Here is a 15,581-nt window from a genome sequence, read left to right as displayed (position 1 = left end):
CAACTGCCGTTCTGAGCGCTCAAAACGGCAGTTACGGAGCAACGGATGGCGGGCGGTTGGGAGCCGGCGGGCGCCCCCTTGAGAGGAGACGCCCGCCGTCGTCGGGCTACTGAAGGCTAGCTAAACAGTTCGCTCTTCGGCTCGTTGTTCTTGACCTTCTGCCATCCCAGCCACAGCACCAAGGCGAAGAACGGAATGGTGGCCAGGGTCCAGAGGCCCAGGAGGAACACTTCGCCCGTGGCCTTGTCCGTCATGGTGTCCATGCCGATCAGCACGGTGATGGCCAAGAGGGCGACCAGGCCAACCCAGCTGGTCCACGGGGAACCGGGCATCGGCAGGCTGGAAACGTTGCCCTTCTTCTTGCGCAGCGCGATCTGGCTGGCGAAGATCGAACCCCACGTGAAGATGACGCCGATCGAGGCCGTGTTCAGCGCGAGGTCGAAGGCGTGCGAACCGCCCAACCAGATGTTGAGCAGGATGCCCACGAGGTAGACGGCGCCGATTGCCAGGATGGCCGCGTACGGCACGTGGCGGGTGGACATCTTGGTCAGCCACTTGGGGGCATGTCCGTTGTTGGCCATGGTGCGGAAGATGCGGCCGATCGAGTACAGGCCCGAATTGCATGAGGACAGTGCGGCGGTGATGACCACCATGTTCATGACGTCGCCCATCCACGGCAAGCCCATCTGGCCGAAGACCGTGACGAACGGGGAGGTTCCCGCGTGATACTGGTCCGAAGGCAGCAGCATCGCCAGCAGCATGACGGAACCGACGTAGAAAACAACAATGCGGATCACGACGGCGCGGATCGCCTTGGGCACTTCGCGTTCCGGGTTCTGCATCTCGCCAGCGGTAATGCCGACCAGTTCGATGGCGTTGTAAGCGAAGATCACGGCGTTGAGGACCAGGATCATCACCAGGCCGCCCTTAGGGAACATGCCGCCGTCGGCTGCGAAGAGGTTCCCCACAGAAGCGTGACCGGTGCCGACCTGTGCGTTGGTGACCACCATGAAGGTGCCCACGGCCAGGAAGATCAGGATTGCGGCGACCTTAAGGCAGGAAGCCCAGAATTCGAACTCGCCGAAGGCCTTGACGCTGAACAGGTTCACGGCCACCAGCAGCACCAGCGCGGCGATGGCGGACAACTCAACGGGAACGTTCGGGAAGAAGAACTGGAAGTACAGGCCGATGGCAATGAGTTCGGCGATGCCCGTCATGGCCCAGTTGATGAAGTACATCCAACCGGAGAGGAAGGCGCCCTTTTTGCCGAACATTTCACCGGCGTAGCTGACAAAGGAGCCGGAGGTCTGGCGGTACATGATCAGTTCGCCAAGGGCCCGCATCAGCAGGTAGGCAATGACGCCGGCAATGGCGTAGGAGAAAATGAGGGCCGGGCCGGTTGAGGCCAGGCGTCCACCCGCACCCATGAAGAGGCCGACGCCGATCGCGCCGCCCATCGCGATCATCGTGACGTGGCGGCGGCTCAGGGTCTTCTGGTAGCCCTCGGCGCTGAGGTTTTCGGAAGTTGTCGAGGTACTGGGCGCAGCCAGGGTTCCCGGCTCACGCTGAAGGTCGGTTGTGGTGTTTTGAGGCACAGCTGTTCCTTGTGGGTTGAGGATATGCCGGTCCTGGCTTCATGCGCATTGGCACCAACAATTCGAGCTTTCAACCTGTTGGCGAGTCGAATCAGTAGCGAAAACGCGGAAGCATCGAAGGTAAATCCGGCAAAACCATCCTACCCGGTGATTTCGGCGGAGCGTGACGCGGGCAACAAACCGGGGCGTTACGCTGGACATATGGGCACCATTCCGCCAGCCGGCAGGCTATACCGTTTCACGGGCTTGGACGCTGCAGCTTTCGGACTCTACGTGTCATTAGCGGCTGTTCTGAGCCTCGCCACGGCCCCGGTGACGACTTTCATGCAGCAGGTCTTCCCCGACCCCGCAACCGCCGTCTTCGCCATCAACCTCGCTTTCTACGCTTCGGTGGGCCTGTTCGCGGTTGCGGCCGCGTGGCGCGTCGTAGCCCGCGACCTCCTGATCCTGGCGACCCGTCCGTGGTTCACGCTTGCGATGATTCCGCTGTCCATCGTGGCAATGCTGGTGATCACCGCCATTCTGGTGACAGTTACCGGCTCGGCCAGGGAGTCGCAGAACCAACTGGGCCTGCAGTCCCTGGTCCTGCAACTGCCGGCCTGGTTCGTGGTCCCTTTGCTGGTGGTGTTGGGTCCCTTCGTGGAGGAGTACCTGTTCCGGCACCTCCTGATCGGCAAGCTGTCCCGTCGCGTCAATATTTGGCTTTGTTGCGTGCTGTCAGTGCTTTGTTTCGCTGCCATCCACGTGGTGGGACGTGAGGGCCTGGTGCTTCCCGCCCTGGCGCCGTACCTCGGAATGGGCGTTGTCCTGGTGGCCGTCTACGTCTGGACGGGCAAGAACGTGATGTTCTCCTACTTCGTTCACGCCGCCAAGAACCTGTTGGCCGTCGTGCTGATCTACGCGATCCCGCCGCAACTCCTCGGCGGCTAACCAACCTAACTCGCCCCAACCCGCCCCACCCAACTAGCTCGCATTTGTTGTCGTTTTGAGCCCTCAAAACGACAACAAATGCGAGTTAGTTGGGAAACCCGGACCGGAACTGACCGCCAGGCACTTCCCCGGCCACGCGCCGTCGTCGTAGGTTCAGTCCATGGCACTGAACTTTCAGGTAGTAGTCGACTGCAAGAATCCGCACGTCCTGGCCGATTGGTGGGCCGAGACGCTCGAATGGATCGTGGAGCCCCAGGACGAGGCGTTCATCCGGTCCATGGTGGATCAAGGCTTCGCCACGGAGTCTGAAACCACCACGCACAACGGCAAGCTCGTGTGGAAGGAAGGCGCGGCCATTGGCCCGGCAGAAGACCAGGACAAAGACACCCGCCGCCGCTTCCTGTTCCAGACCGTTCCAGAGGACAAAACCGTCAAGAACCGGGTTCACTGGGACGTGCGCCTCAACGGACAGGACAAGGACGAGGTCCGCGCCGCCCTCGAAGCCCGGGGCGCAAAATACCTGTGGACGGCCAAGCAAGGGCCGCACGAATGGCACACCATGGCGGATCCTGAAGGCAACGAGTTCTGCATCAGCTGAGGGGATTACTAGACTCTGAGGGTGAGCAACGACTTCCCTGCCAAGGTATCCGACGTCTTTGACCCGTCGCGCTGGCGTAACGTGTCCGGTTTCGACGATTTCCAGGACATGACGTACCACAGGCAGGTCGAGCGGGACGCAGACGGAAAAGTGGCGAGGGACCTTCCAACGGTCCGGATTGCCTTCAACCGCCCGGAGGTCCGCAACGCCTTCCGGCCCGGCACTGTTGACGAGCTCTACCGTGCCATGGACCACGCACGGATGACTCCGGATGTCGCCACAGTGCTCCTCACCGGAAACGGCCCCTCCCCCAAGGACGGCGGCCATTCCTTCTGTTCCGGCGGGGACCAGCGGATCCGCGGGCGCGATGGCTACCGATACGCCGACGGCGAGACGCAGGAGAGCATCGACCCCGCCCGGGCTGGCCGCCTGCACATCCTGGAAGTCCAGCGGCTCATGCGGACCATGCCCAAGGTGGTCATCGCCGTCGTGAACGGCTGGGCCGCTGGCGGCGGGCATTCGCTGCACGTTGTCTCGGACCTCACCATCGCCTCGCGCGAGCACGGCAAGTTCAAGCAGACCGACGCCACCGTGGGAAGTTTCGACGCCGGTTACGGCTCGGCGCTGCTCGCCCGCCAGATCGGGCAGAAAGCCGCCCGCGAGATCTTCTTCCTGGCCCGCGAGTATTCCGCGGAGGACATGGTCCGCATGGGGGCCGTCAACGAAGCCGTGGACCATGAGCGCCTCGAGGAGGTCGCCCTGGAGTATGCAGCGGATATCGCGCGCCAATCCCCACAGGCCATCCGCATGCTCAAGTTCGCCTTCAACCTGGCCGACGACGGCCTGGCCGGCCAACAGGTCTTCGCCGGGGAAGCCACGCGCCTGGCCTACATGACGGACGAAGCAGTCGAGGGCAAAGAAGCCTTCCTTGAGAAGCGCGATCCGGACTGGTCCAACTTTCCGTACTACTTCTAGGACTCGCCCGTGAACATCGATCCCGTTCTCAAAGCCCTGGCCGCCGCCCTCCACGATGAGGGCCCCGCCGTCGAAATCGTCGTCCCGGAGGACGGCACCCCGGTGGCGGTCCCCGTTGAGACGCCCGGTTTCGAGGACGCCGCGGTAGTGGTCCGCACTTCCGGTTCCACCGGCACACCCAAGGCCACGGTGCTCACGGTCGATGAGCTCGCCGCTTCTTCCATGGCCACCGCCATCGCGCTCCGGGGCGAGGGCCAATGGCTCCTGGCCCTGCCGCTGCAATACGTTGCCGGGGTCCAGGTGCTGGTCCGCTCGCTCTTCGCAGGCACGCGTCCGTGGGTAATGGACCTTTCGAACGGCTTCACTCCGGAGGCCTTCACCGCCGCCGCCGAAGAGCTGACCGACACGATCCGCTTCACCTCCTTGGTGCCGACGCAGCTGCAGAGGCTCCTGGACTCACCATCGCCGCAGACCCTCGCAGTACTTCGCCGTTTCAACGGCATCCTCCTAGGCGGCGCGCCTGCACCCGTCCCACTGCTGGACGCCGCCAGGGAGGCCGGACTGAAGGTCGTGACCACCTATGGCTCCGCCGAGACGTGCGGCGGTTGCGTGTACGACGGAAGGCCGCTTGAGGGCGTCCAGGTCATGCTCGACGACGACGGCCGGGTCCTCCTCGGCGGCGACACTGTGGCTTCCGGTTACCTGGACGCGCCCGAGGCGAACGCCGAGGCGTTCTTCGAGGAGGACGGCACCCGCTGGTACCGCACCAACGATCTCGGCGAGCTCGCCGACGACGGGACCCTCACGGTGCTGGGGCGCGCCGACGACGTCATCATCACCGGCGGCGTGAAAGCCTCCGCCGCGTTCATCCAGGCGGAGCTTGAAAAGTTCGACGGCGTCACGGCGGCTTTCGTGGCCGGGGTGCCTTCCCGCGAGTGGGGCCAGGCGGTGGCAGCCTACGTTGCCGTCGAGGACAGCTCCCCGGAAAGCATCGCGGACTACAAGGCACGCTGCCAGGAATCGCTAGGGACCCTCGCTCCCAAAACGGTGCTGACCACGGATGGCCTCATCATGCTCCCCAATGGCAAGCCGGACCGGCTGGCGATGATCGAGCTTCTCACCGACGTGCATCAGGGAGAATAGACACGTCCTCCCTGACCGTCATTTGCCTTTCCCCAACGCGAAACAACACGAGGTACTGAACGTGGCAACAGCTGCACAATGGATTCAAGGCGCCCGCCTGCGCACCCTGCCGGCGGCGATCGCACCGGTGCTGATCGGCACAGCGGCCGCCTACGAGCTGCAATCTTTCCGGCTCTTGAATGCCATCCTCGCCGCACTCGTGGCGCTGCTCCTTCAGATCGGGGTCAACTACGCCAACGATTACTCTGACGGTATCCGTGGCACCGATGAGGACCGCGTGGGTCCGCTCCGGCTGGTCGGTTCCGGTGCAGCACGCCCGGTACACGTCAAGTGGGCTGCCTTCGGCGCGTTCGGCCTGGCCATGATTTTCGGCCTGGTACTGGTGCTCATCACGCAGAGCTGGTGGCTGATCCTGGTGGGAATCGGCTGCGTCCTCGCTGCGTGGGGGTACACCGGCGGCAAGAACCCGTACGGCTACATGGGCTTTGGCGACTTGTTCGTGTTTGTCTTCTTCGGCCTGGTGGCAACGCTCGGCACCACCTACACGCAGGCCGGTCAAGTGAGCCTTCCGGCCGTCATCGGCGCCATCGGCACGGGATTAATTGCGTGTGCCTTGCTGATGGCCAACAACGTGCGGGATATCCCCACGGATACGGCGGCGGGCAAGCGGACGCTGGCGGTGCGACTCGGCGACCGCCACGCCCGCGAGAGCTACGTCCTGATGCTGGCAGTCGCGATCCTGTTGGTTGTGGTGCTGGCACCCACCAAGCCCTTGATGCTGATCGTGCTGCTGCTGATCCCCGCGTGCCTCATGCCGGCCTGGCTCATGGTCAACGGTAGGAAGCGCAAGAGCCTCATCCCGGTACTCAAGCAGACAGGACTGATCAACCTTGGCTACAGCGTGCTGTTCTCACTGGGCCTCATCCTGAGCCACGGCTTCTAACCCTCGCTCACATATTGCCCGGTTTCCCCAAACCCCCGCTCACATCATGTGAGCGAGCGTCGGCCGGAAGTGCCCTAAAGGTGAGCGGGCGTCGGCCGGAAGTCCCATATATGTGAGCTAGCGTCCTTACCCCCAGACCCTCGCTCACTTATGCGCCGGTTTTCCCAAACCCCCGCTCACATCTGGGCTTTGGGCTTCTAGGATTCCTTGGGGCGGCGGTCGTTCTCGACCTTTACCGCGGGGTTTTCATCGACCAGCCTGTCCTCGATCGAGGCGTCTTCAATCTCCAAGGCAGAGCGGATGGGCTTGGCCCGCCCGGAGAAACGTTCGCGCATGGCGGCAGTGGCGGCGTCGCGCTGCTTCTGGAAGAACAGGTAGCTGATGGCGAACGCGATGAGGCCCGCGAAAATCGCCGCCAGGAACAAACCCGTCTGCAGGAGGGCGAAGATGACGAAGAGCGGTACGAAGATCGCAAGGCGGATCAGGGAGTATTTGAGGAAAGCCACGGATCAAGTTTAGCCTCACAGCCTGATTGCACCCTGATCGCACAGCTATCACCGGACCCGACGGCGACTAGACTTGACGGTATGCTCCGCGTTGTTGCAGTTGTGGCCGTCCTGCTCGTGTTCGTCTATGGGCTGGTGGACGTCATCCGCACCGACCGCCGCTCTACCCGGGGAATTTCCAAACCCGCATGGATTGTGGTGATGATCCTGCTGCCGGTTCTCGGCGCGGTTCTCTGGTTCCTTATCGGCCGTCCCTACAACATCCGGCCTACCCCGCAGCCGGCGAGCCATCCCACAGCCCCCGACGACGACCCCGACTTTCTCCGCAACCTGGAGGTCCGCCGTCGCAACCAGGCCGAAGCCGAACGGCTGAAGAAGCTCAAGGCCGACCTCGAAGCCAAGGAACGCAAGCTCAAGGGCGAATCCAAGGCCGACGACAGCGGCGACGTCAACAGCTGACGGCCCAGCTGATACCCGAGAGGCCACCCTTCCTGACCTCTTTTGAAACGCGAACGACGGCGACACTCCCGCAAGTGCGGAGTGTCGCCGTCGTCGTTAATTCAAAAAGGGTCAGGACGCCAAGGCGCCCCGCCGGAGAAGTCCTACTGCGAAAGCCCCGAGTAAGAGTGCAGGCCATTGAAGAACACGTTGACCACAGTGAAGTTGAAGATCACGCACAGGTAGCCTGCAATCGACAACCAGGCCGCACGGGTTCCCGTCCAGCCGCGGGTGGCGCGCGCGTGCAGGTAGCCGGCATAGACCACCCAGATCACGAAGGTCCAGACTTCCTTGGTGTCCCAGCCCCAGAAGCGGCCCCACGCTTTCTCGGCCCAGATGGCGCCGAACATGAGGGTGAAGGTCCAGCCCACGAATCCCACAGTGTTGATGCGGTAGGACAGGTTTTCCAGGCTCAACGCGTTCGGTACGAGCCGCATGAAGCCCAGTTTGTCCACGCCGCCGGCAGCCAGGGTCTTCTGCCGGTGCGATTGCAGCAACTGCAGGGCTGACATGGCGAACGTCAGGGTGAACAGGGACGCGGACATCACTGCGATGGAGACGTGGATGACCAGCCAGTAGCTCTGCAGTGCCGGGACCAAGTGGCCCACCGGGGTCCAGTACGTCACGGACGCGGCCACCATCATGATCACGGCGAGGCCCAGCACGAAGGTGCCCAGGAAGCGCAGGTCGCGGCGGATCAACGAGAGCAGGAAGACCGCAACCACCAGGAAAGCACCGGTGGTCAGGAACTCGTACATGTTGCCCCACGGCACCCGGCCAGCGCCGATCGCACGGGTGATGACCCCGGCGCCATGGATTGCGACGCCGATGATCGCGACCGCCACTGCCACGCGGGCGGGAATGCGGCGCTCGGCGGCGTACTTCATGTCACCGCCGGCGGTCTCGTTGACGGAGGTGATCGCCGACGTCGGGCGCTCAGTCCGGCCGGCAGGTCCCCCGACGTCGTTTCCGCCGGCACGGCCGGCAGCCACCGGAACCTTGACCTCGGCTGCCCCCGAAGAGGCCGCCTTCAGGTCAACTGCCTTCAGCATTTTGCTGCTCTTGGCGAGGTCCCACGCGAAAGCGATGAACGCCACCGTGTAGGTGCCGGCCGCGAGCAGCATGAAAAGCTCGCTGTACTGGCCCATGGTTTCGTTGATGGGGAACATTACTGGTCCTTCGAGGTTGAGGAAGAAACGGTGTCGGTGGACTGCCCTGTGTGGAGCAGCCATTCTCGTTGCAGCAGTTCGCGGATCGCGGCAGCTTCGCCGGCCAGCCTGTGGTCCTCGCCGCGGGCAAGGAGACCGTACTCCACCATTGTGCGCCCGTCGTCGTGGGTTCCGGTGCGGACCCAGACGCGGCGGCGGTTCAGGTAGAGGGAGAGAATCAGTCCGGCGACCGCCAGCAGGGCGAACACGAGCGCGGTGGCCTGGCCCGGATTGTGGTGGATGTCGACGCCGACGTACTTCTTGACGCCGTCAAAGGTGATGCTGCCCTTGCCGTTAGGAAGCTTGTAGGTGCCTCCGGGGGCGATCGCGATGGCCTTGTCCGCCATGCCGCGGCCGTTGAGCGGAGTCAGCTTGGCGACGTCGAGCTCGAAAACGTTCTGCGGGGTGCCCTTGTTCAGGCCGAGGTCGCCGTAGTACGAGTTGAGGTTCAACTGCGGGTTGATGAGTGAGGGATCGCCGCTGTAGGCGAGGCCCTTGTCCGTCACCATCGCAGTGGGAAGGAAGAACCCTGCGAAGCCGAGCTGATCGGGCTTGGCATCGGGAACCTTGATGACCACCGAGGAGTAGTAATTGTCACCTTGCAGCTTGGCCACGACAGGTCCCTGCATGGCGATGTTGCCGGCGCCGTCCCGGACCGTGACCACAGGAGCATAGCCGTTGCCTGTCAGGTAAATGCTGGTATCGCCAAGCGTCACGGGATCGTTGACCTTGAGGACCTGCTTCTTGGCGGGCGCGTCCGGGGTGTCCTTGGTGGTGACGTCGGCCGTGAAGTCGATGGGCTGGCCGAAGTGCGCCGGCGATTCCCGGTCGAACTGCACGTCGAACTTGTTCAGCTGGATTGAGTACGGCTGCAGCCAGCTGCTCTGGAAGTTGGTGCCGGGGCTGAATTGGTCATAGCCCACCAAGGTGTTCACGAAGGTATCGCCTTCCACCAGGATGCGCTGGCCGCTATAGCCGAACAGCCCGCCGACCGCCACCGAAACCAACACTCCGATCAGCGAAGCGTGGAACACAAGGTTGCCCACTTCCTTGAGGAATCCCCGCTCGGCACCCAATGAAGGCATGGCGGCGTCGACGTCGCGAACCTCCACGCGGTAGCCGCGCTTCTTCAGTACCGCAGCGGCGTCCGAGATAGCCTTCGACGCCGGGATCCCGGCGTCGGCAGGCAGCACAAGCGTGCCGTACTCGGGGAGGCGGGAGAGACGCTTCGGGGTCCGCGGCGGCTGGGAGCGCATCGCCTTGTAGTGGGCGATGGCCCGTGGCGTGACACAGCCGATCAGGGAGATGAACAGAAGAATGTAGATCGCCGAGAACCAGGCAGAGGAATACACGTCGTAGAGCTGCACGGAGTCCAGGAGCTTGCCGTAGTCCGGGTGGTCGCTGATGTACTGCGTCACGATCGAAGGGTTCGCCGGACGCTGCGGGAACAGCGAGCCGGGAACCGCCGCGACGGCCAGGAGCAGCAGCAGGAAAAGCGCAGTACGCATGCTGGTCAGCTGGGTCCAGGCCCAGCGCAGCATGCCTACGATCCCCAGGACCGGCAGTGCGGCCTCGGCCTTGGCTTTGTCGATCGCCTTGTCTGCCGCCTCAGGCTTGCTGGCGGACTTGTTGGACTTCTTTTTACCTTGCACGGGCTCGCTCATCAGATCGGCAACTTCACATCGGTTTGGAACCAGTACTGCAGCCCGGTAACCCAGGCACCCCACACTCCCGTGGCCATCAGGATTCCCAGCAGGATCAGGATGCCCCCGCCCATCCGCTGGATCGCGAGGCGATGCTGGCGGAAGAAGGACATCACACCCATCCCCCGGCGGACTGCGAGTGCTATCAAAAGGAAGGGAATGCCCAGGCCAAGACTATAGACAAACGCCAGGAGGGCCCCCTTCGCGGCGGACGACCCCCCGGAAAGGCTCAGCAACTGGACGGCGGAATAGGTAGGACCAATACAGGGCGCCCAACCGAGGCCGAACGTGATGCCCAGCAACGGCGCACCCCACAGCCCAGCTGGCGGCTTGGCATGGATTTTGGCGTCGCGCTGCAACCAACCGAAGCCGCCCAGGAAGACGACGCCCATGATGATCACCAGAATGCCCAGCAATTGGGTGATCCACGCGTTCTGCGGGCCTGTGATGAGGGTCCCCAATTGGCCGAAAGCGCCGCCGAGCAGGACGAAAATCGAGGAGAATCCGAGGACGAACAAGCCGATTCCCGCGAGCATGCGCCCGCGCCTTTGCTTCTGGAGGTCGACGCCGGTCAGCCCGGTCACGTAGCCAAGGTAGCCGGGAACGAGGGGAAGGACGCACGGCGACAGGAAGGACACGAGTCCGGCCAGCAAAGCCACGGGGATGGCCAGAAGCAAGGAACCGCTCAGGATGGTCTCGGCGAAAGGGCTGTTCACGCTGTCCGGGCCACCTACTCGGCAACCGCAGTGGTGATGAGTGCCTTGAGAGTGCTCTTCTCGATCTCGCCCAGGACGCGGGCAGCAACCTTGCCTTCTTTGTCCAGCACGAGCGTGGTGGGCACCGCACCGGGAGGCACAATACCGGAGACAGACAGCAGCACGGCGCCGTCTTTGTCGTCGAAGCTGGGGTACGTGAGCTTGAACGTCTGGTCGAACGCATCGGCCGTGGCCTTCTCGTCCCGAAGGTTCACACCGTAGAACTGGACACCTTTGCTCTTGAACTCCTGGTGCAGTTCCTCAAGGATCGGCGCTTCAACCCGGCACGGCGCACACGCGGCGAACCAGAAGTTGAGGACGGTTACCTTGCCAAGCAGGTCCTGTGGGGTCACGGCAGTTCCGTCGAACAAAGTGCCCTTGATCCCCACGGCGGCCTTGCGGTCCGCTTTGGCGAATTCAGTCACCGAGCCATCCCCGGCAACGTAGTTCTTGTTGTCGCCGGCTTTCGCTTGCTGGGCCAGGGCGTCTTCCTGGGCACAGGCGGACAGGCCCATAGTCAGTGCAGAGAGTGCCACTCCCCCGACAGCGAGGAAGCTGCGGCGTGACGTCAAGGCGGCATTGATCTTCTGGCCGCTGGTCCTGCGGCTCGTGGTGTTCCCGTTCATTGTCATGCTCCCGGCGTCTTCGCGGCACCGGGCAGCAGCACGGCAGCGGGTTCGCTGTACTCCACCCGCGCGACCTTCCCGTCGTCGAACATCAGGGAAGTCAGCGACGTCAGCGTGCACTCGCGCTTGCGCGGATCGTGCCACAGGCGCCGGCCTTCCGCGCTGAGGCGCGTGGCGTAGATGGGGAGCTGGTGGCTGACGAGGATGGCTTCAGCGCCATTGCCGCCGAGTTCGATCGCTTTCAGCCGGGCGTCCTCGACGGCGGCACGCATACGGGCAACCTGGTCCTGGTAAGACTCGCCCCAGGACGGCCGCAGCGGATTGCGGTACTCGAACCAATGCTTGGGCTTGATGAATTCGGAGATGTTGGCCTTGAGCCCTTCGAAATGGTTCTCCGCCTCGATGATCCGCGGTTCCGTGTGGATCTGGAGGTCCAGCGCCTGGGAAGTGGGGAGGGCGGTTTCCTGTGCGCGGGTCAACGGCGAGGAGACAAGGTAGACGATGTTCGCCCCCTGGGCGACGCGGGCAGCGAAGTGGTCCGCGAGCATCTTGGCCATCTCGCGGCCGCGTTCGGAGAGGTGGAATTCGGGCAGCCTTCCGTACAGAATGCCGTCGGGATTGTAGACCTCGCCATGGCGGAGCAGATGGACAGTTGCTTGGGGCATGTTTACCAGTTTCTCAAAGAAGGCGGGCGATCTGAAATCTTCTACGTTTCGTAGAACTGAAAGTTTCTTCAGAATGTTCCCCGAAGGTGGAATAAAAGATGCATTTGCATGTTTATACTTGACACAAGGTTCGGTTGACACTTCAACTAAGTACGGCCGAACGACCGATGAAGCTACGATCACACCTTCCCAAGGAGAACCCCCATGACTCTTCCCGCAAACGTCACCACCGGCGTCTGGACCCTCGACAACTCCCACAGCGAGATCGGCTTCACCGTCCGCCACGCAGGCATCAGCAAGGTCCGCGGCCAATTCACCGAGGCCGAGGCCACCCTGGAACTCGGCAGCGGCCTGAGCGACTCCAAGGTCGCAGCAACCATCCAGACCGCCAGCTTCGACTCGGGCGACGCCAACCGCGACGGCCACGTCAAGGGTGAGGACTTCTTCGATGTGGAGAAGTTCCCGGAAATCACTTTTGTCTCCCGCCACGTCAAGGCCAACGGCGACAGCTTCGACCTCGTGGGCGACCTGACCATCAAGGGCGTCTCCAAAGAGGTCACCATCGAGACCGAGTTCAACGGCGTGGCTGTTGACCCGTTCGGCAACACCCGCGCAGGCGTCTCCGGTGAGACCACCATCAGCCGCAAGGACTTCGGCCTGACCTGGAACGCAGTGCTCGAGGCCGGCGGCGTGCTGGTCAGCGACAAGGTTGTCATCAACCTCGAACTGGCTTTCATCGCACCTGCCGCCTAATCCAGCGGGTTCCCGATCCTCCGGATTCTCGGACTGAATGGCGCCTTCGGGGCCGCACACGATCACGTGTGCAGCCCCGGAGGCGCCATTTTTTGCTTGCGGTGTCACCCGCCTATTGTTCGGGGAGAAGCCGATACTTAGCGGCAAATTAGCCAAGAATTTCCTATGAATCCTTAAACCTCAGGTCTAAAGTGATGCCATGAGTAACCCAAACGAAGCTCCTCAGCCTCAGCAGCCCGGAGCCCAGCCACCGCAGCCCGGCAATGTCCCTCCTGCGGGTTACCAGCCTCCGCAGGGATACCAAGCACCTCCTTCTTACCAAGCGCCCCCCTCCTACCAGCAGCCCGCTCCCGGATACCAGCAGCCCGCTCCCGCCTACGGCATGCCAGCGGGTCCGAACACCGCCCCGCCGGCAGGACTCGGCTACGCGGCCCCGGCGCGGAACACTTTTGGACTCGACTTCAACAACATCGCGCAGCGCTTTCGGGACACCACCGGAGTGCCGCAGCAGCTGACCATCTCCTACTGGTTGTGGGTCGCGGCTGCCGCCTTGGGTATTGTTGCCAGCTTCCTGAACATCTTCACGATGCGCGGCCTCTTCGGCGAGATGATGGTGGGCCCTGGCATTGTGGGCCTGATTTTCAGCCTGGTGTTCGCAGCCCTCTACATCTTCATTGCCGTTCGGCTCAAAGAGGGCTCCCGCTGGGCGCGACTTGTCCTGACCATCCTCGGAGCGTTCGCGGTAATTTCCCTTCTGGTCCAGGTGGTTACCCTTAACCTCAACTTCATCGGATCGGCGGTAGCCGTCGCGGCTGCAGTCTTGATGTGGCTTCCGGAGTCCAGGAAGCACTTCGTATAACAACAACGCAGCGCCCATAGCTGAAGGCCGCGGCCGGTCCCGGGAGGACCCCGCGGCCTTCCGTTTGTCCTCGCTCCATACACGGGGGATCGGCCGCAGCTTGTTCGGCGAGAATTCTTCCCCTGAATCATCAACAGCACTGTGCCGTCGGGGTACGGTGGAATTAAGCCGAGCTGGGGGCAGGGCACGTTGCACCCGGCAGCCGTATCCGCAGTCGACACGCAAAGGAATGCCATGAGCACCCCTCCGTACCCGCCGTCCACTCCCGGCGAGAATCCCACCCCTGAGGAGCCGAAATACGGCCAGCAGTCACCTCAGCAGGGTCAGCAGCCGCAATACGGCCAGCAAGCTCCCCAGTACGGCCAGCCTTCCGTGCCGCAGTACGGGCAGCAGGCTCCGCAGCAGGGTCAGCAGCCCTCTTACGGCCAGCCTTCCGCGCCTCAGTACGGGCAGCAGGCTCCTCAGCAGCCGCAGTACGGCCAGCAGGCACCACAGCAGCCGCAGTACGGCCAGCCTTCCGTCCCGCAGTACGGCCAGGGCGGACCGGTCGCCTGGCCGAGCCAGCAGCCCGCTGCGACGTCCGGAGTCCCGCAACTGGTCAACATCTCCTTCTGGCTCATGATTGCCGCAGGTTTGCTGACCTTGATCGGCATTCCTTTCACAATCGCCACGCTGAACTCACCGGCGGGCAAGAGCATGTTGGATCAGGCCCTGTCGGCCCAGGGAACCAGCGCTTCAGGCATAGACACCAGCAGCTTTATCAACATTCTGATCACCGTCCTGGTTATTTTCTCGGTGATCTTTGCCGGACTCTACGCGCTCGTTGCATTCAATGTCCGCAAGGGGAAGAACTGGGCCCGCATCCTGGGCACGGTCTTTGCCGCAATTTCCCTGCTGGGCCTGACCCAGATCGGCATGGGCACCATCACCATCCTTCTGGGCATCGCCGCGATCGTGCTGCTGTACTTGCCGGCCTCGGCGCCGTACTTCCGGAAAGCCCAGCCGTTCGCGAACCCCTACGGTCAGGCGCCTTACGGCCGCTAGGCCATACGGCAAACGGCCACAGGGCCTATAGCCAAGAACAAAACCAACAACGGGCGCAGACCCGGTCCGGCCTAAATGGCTTGGCCCGGGGTCTGCGCCCGTTGTGCGTGATACGCCAGGATCTGAAGCTCAGTGGCCATGTCCACCTTCCGCAGATTCACGTAGGGCGGAACCTGGAGCAGCACTGGAGCAAAGCTGAGGATGCTGCGGATACCGGCGCTGATGACGCGGTCGCAGACACCCTGCGCCACCGCTGCGGGAAGGGCCAGGACAACCATGTTGGTGCCGGTCCGCTGAAGGACCGTTTCAAGATTGGCGGCGTCGCTGACCCGCAGCCAGCCGACTTCGTTCCCGATGATCATGGGATCGGCATCGAGGATCGCCACCACGTCGAACCCACGCGACTCGAATCCGCCGTACCTGGCCAAGGCTTTGCCAAGGTTTCCGGCGCCCACAATGGCCACTTTCCAGTCGTGTGTCAGGCCGAGCGCCGCCGCGATGTGCCGGCTCAGGTACTGGACCTCGTATCCCACGCCACGCGTTCCATAGGAGCCGACGTAGGAGAGGTCTTTGCGCAACGTAGACGAACTGACTCCCGACGCCTCAGCCAAAGCCTCGGAGGAAACCCGTTCCACGCCTTCTCCCAGGAGGGAGTTCAGAGCGCGCAGGTAAAGCGTCATCCGGGCCACAGCCGCGGGCGGTATCTGCTTCGCGGCAGAGTCCTTGTCCCCGGGTACAGCTTCGGCGGACGGTTCCAGCGCAGTCACGTTCTTCTCCATT

General features: G+C 63.1%; 17 protein-coding genes. 9 read left to right on the top strand and 8 right to left on the bottom strand.

The features are described from left to right. Nucleotides 1–116 precede the first annotated feature (116 nt). Nucleotides 117–1,595: an amino acid permease gene (locus ACSVHC_RS14670; RefSeq protein WP_345448984.1), complete on the bottom strand. Its 1,479-nt coding sequence runs from the start codon at nucleotides 1,593–1,595 to the stop codon at nucleotides 117–119. A gap of 201 nt (nucleotides 1,596–1,796) precedes the next feature. On the opposite strand from ACSVHC_RS14670, the gene ACSVHC_RS14665 reads away from it, so the two are divergent. From ACSVHC_RS14665 to ACSVHC_RS14645, 5 genes are all read left to right on the top strand, one after another. After that, nucleotides 1,797–2,525, top strand: a complete 729-nt coding sequence (locus tag ACSVHC_RS14665) for a CPBP family intramembrane glutamic endopeptidase (protein ID WP_437771310.1) — start codon at nucleotides 1,797–1,799, stop codon at nucleotides 2,523–2,525. A gap of 160 nt (nucleotides 2,526–2,685) precedes the next feature. Then, nucleotides 2,686–3,123: a VOC family protein gene (locus ACSVHC_RS14660; RefSeq protein WP_437771311.1), complete on the top strand. Its 438-nt coding sequence runs from the start codon at nucleotides 2,686–2,688 to the stop codon at nucleotides 3,121–3,123. 21 nt (nucleotides 3,124–3,144) lie between these two features. Further along, nucleotides 3,145–4,098, top strand: coding sequence for a 1,4-dihydroxy-2-naphthoyl-CoA synthase (locus ACSVHC_RS14655; protein ID WP_437771312.1), 954 nt, complete (start codon nucleotides 3,145–3,147; stop codon nucleotides 4,096–4,098). Between the two features lie 9 nt (nucleotides 4,099–4,107). Then, the gene (locus ACSVHC_RS14650) at nucleotides 4,108–5,241 is read left to right on the top strand and encodes an AMP-binding protein (protein WP_437771313.1); all 1,134 of its coding nucleotides are present in this window, start codon (nucleotides 4,108–4,110) and stop codon (nucleotides 5,239–5,241) included. A gap of 61 nt (nucleotides 5,242–5,302) precedes the next feature. Then, nucleotides 5,303–6,184: a 1,4-dihydroxy-2-naphthoate polyprenyltransferase gene (locus ACSVHC_RS14645; protein ID WP_437771314.1), complete on the top strand. Its 882-nt coding sequence runs from the start codon at nucleotides 5,303–5,305 to the stop codon at nucleotides 6,182–6,184. 197 nt (nucleotides 6,185–6,381) lie between these two features. On the opposite strand, the gene ACSVHC_RS14640 is transcribed toward ACSVHC_RS14645, so the two are convergent. After that, nucleotides 6,382–6,690, bottom strand: a complete 309-nt coding sequence (locus tag ACSVHC_RS14640) for a DUF4229 domain-containing protein (RefSeq protein WP_437771315.1) — start codon at nucleotides 6,688–6,690, stop codon at nucleotides 6,382–6,384. An 81-nt stretch (nucleotides 6,691–6,771) separates the two neighbouring features. On the opposite strand from ACSVHC_RS14640, the gene ACSVHC_RS14635 reads away from it, so the two are divergent. Beyond that, a complete protein-coding gene (locus ACSVHC_RS14635) occupies nucleotides 6,772–7,149 on the top strand; it encodes a PLD nuclease N-terminal domain-containing protein (protein WP_437771316.1) in 378 nt (125 codons plus the stop codon). Nucleotides 7,150–7,292: 143 nt separating this feature from the next. Here ACSVHC_RS14635 and ccsB read toward each other — a convergent pair whose 3' ends face one another. From ccsB to ACSVHC_RS14610, 5 genes are read right to left on the bottom strand one after another with little or no spacing between them, the layout of a single operon-like run. Beyond that, on the bottom strand, nucleotides 7,293–8,357 hold the full coding sequence (ccsB, locus tag ACSVHC_RS14630; RefSeq protein WP_437771317.1) for a c-type cytochrome biogenesis protein CcsB: 1,065 nt from the start codon (nucleotides 8,355–8,357) through the stop codon (nucleotides 7,293–7,295). Then, nucleotides 8,357–10,060, bottom strand: coding sequence for a cytochrome c biogenesis protein ResB (resB, locus tag ACSVHC_RS14625; protein WP_437771318.1), 1,704 nt, complete (start codon nucleotides 10,058–10,060; stop codon nucleotides 8,357–8,359). The genes ccsB and resB overlap by 1 nt, the downstream gene beginning before the upstream one ends. Continuing rightward, on the bottom strand, nucleotides 10,060–10,815 hold the full coding sequence (locus ACSVHC_RS14620; protein ID WP_345448993.1) for a cytochrome c biogenesis CcdA family protein: 756 nt from the start codon (nucleotides 10,813–10,815) through the stop codon (nucleotides 10,060–10,062). The genes resB and ACSVHC_RS14620 overlap by 1 nt, the downstream gene beginning before the upstream one ends. A gap of 14 nt (nucleotides 10,816–10,829) precedes the next feature. Beyond that, nucleotides 10,830–11,480: a TlpA family protein disulfide reductase gene (locus ACSVHC_RS14615; protein WP_439181051.1), complete on the bottom strand. Its 651-nt coding sequence runs from the start codon at nucleotides 11,478–11,480 to the stop codon at nucleotides 10,830–10,832. Nucleotides 11,481–11,482: 2 nt separating this feature from the next. Continuing rightward, nucleotides 11,483–12,145 (bottom strand): histidine phosphatase family protein, encoded by a 663-nt coding sequence (locus ACSVHC_RS14610; RefSeq protein WP_437771320.1) that lies wholly within the window; start codon nucleotides 12,143–12,145, stop codon nucleotides 11,483–11,485. 204 nt (nucleotides 12,146–12,349) lie between these two features. Here ACSVHC_RS14610 and ACSVHC_RS14605 point away from each other — a divergent pair, with 204 nt between their 5' ends. The 3 genes from ACSVHC_RS14605 (at nucleotide 12,350) to ACSVHC_RS14595 (ending at nucleotide 14,801) form a co-directional block, all read left to right on the top strand. Then, a complete protein-coding gene (locus ACSVHC_RS14605; RefSeq protein ID WP_284983374.1) occupies nucleotides 12,350–12,898 on the top strand; it encodes a YceI family protein in 549 nt (182 codons plus the stop codon). Between the two features lie 199 nt (nucleotides 12,899–13,097). Further along, entirely contained in the window at nucleotides 13,098–13,757 is a 660-nt protein-coding gene (locus ACSVHC_RS14600) for a hypothetical protein (protein WP_439181050.1), read from the top strand. 234 nt (nucleotides 13,758–13,991) lie between these two features. After that, nucleotides 13,992–14,801: a hypothetical protein gene (locus ACSVHC_RS14595; RefSeq protein WP_439181049.1), complete on the top strand. Its 810-nt coding sequence runs from the start codon at nucleotides 13,992–13,994 to the stop codon at nucleotides 14,799–14,801. 71 nt (nucleotides 14,802–14,872) lie between these two features. Here the strand turns inward: ACSVHC_RS14595 and ACSVHC_RS14590 are convergent, their stop codons facing one another. Then, entirely contained in the window at nucleotides 14,873–15,580 is a 708-nt protein-coding gene (locus tag ACSVHC_RS14590; protein WP_437771323.1) for a redox-sensing transcriptional repressor Rex, read from the bottom strand. Nucleotide 15,581 lies beyond the last annotated feature (1 nt).

Origin of the sequence: Arthrobacter sp. KNU-44 (assembly GCF_051843155.1) — a bacterium.
Lineage (GTDB): Bacteria > Actinomycetota > Actinomycetes > Actinomycetales > Micrococcaceae > Arthrobacter.
Note: the sequence above shows the minus strand (reverse complement) of the source record. Positions and strands in the feature narration are given on the sequence as shown.

Coding starts and splice junctions, on each gene's coding strand:
- ACSVHC_RS14665 (WP_437771310.1), top strand. CDS start 1,797: ATGGGCACCATTCCGCCAGCCGGCAGGCTATACCGTTTCACGGGCTTG.
- ACSVHC_RS14660 (WP_437771311.1), top strand. CDS start 2,686: ATGGCACTGAACTTTCAGGTAGTAGTCGACTGCAAGAATCCGCACGTC.
- ACSVHC_RS14635 (WP_437771316.1), top strand. CDS start 6,772: ATGCTCCGCGTTGTTGCAGTTGTGGCCGTCCTGCTCGTGTTCGTCTAT.
- ccsB (WP_437771317.1), bottom strand. CDS start 8,357: ATGTTCCCCATCAACGAAACCATGGGCCAGTACAGCGAGCTTTTCATG.
- resB (WP_437771318.1), bottom strand. CDS start 10,060: ATGAGCGAGCCCGTGCAAGGTAAAAAGAAGTCCAACAAGTCCGCCAGC.
- ACSVHC_RS14615 (WP_439181051.1), bottom strand. CDS start 11,480: ATGAACGGGAACACCACGAGCCGCAGGACCAGCGGCCAGAAGATCAAT.
- ACSVHC_RS14610 (WP_437771320.1), bottom strand. CDS start 12,145: ATGCCCCAAGCAACTGTCCATCTGCTCCGCCATGGCGAGGTCTACAAT.
- ACSVHC_RS14605 (WP_284983374.1), top strand. CDS start 12,350: ATGACTCTTCCCGCAAACGTCACCACCGGCGTCTGGACCCTCGACAAC.
- ACSVHC_RS14600 (WP_439181050.1), top strand. CDS start 13,098: ATGAGTAACCCAAACGAAGCTCCTCAGCCTCAGCAGCCCGGAGCCCAG.
- ACSVHC_RS14595 (WP_439181049.1), top strand. CDS start 13,992: ATGAGCACCCCTCCGTACCCGCCGTCCACTCCCGGCGAGAATCCCACC.
- ACSVHC_RS14590 (WP_437771323.1), bottom strand. CDS start 15,580: ATGGAGAAGAACGTGACTGCGCTGGAACCGTCCGCCGAAGCTGTACCC.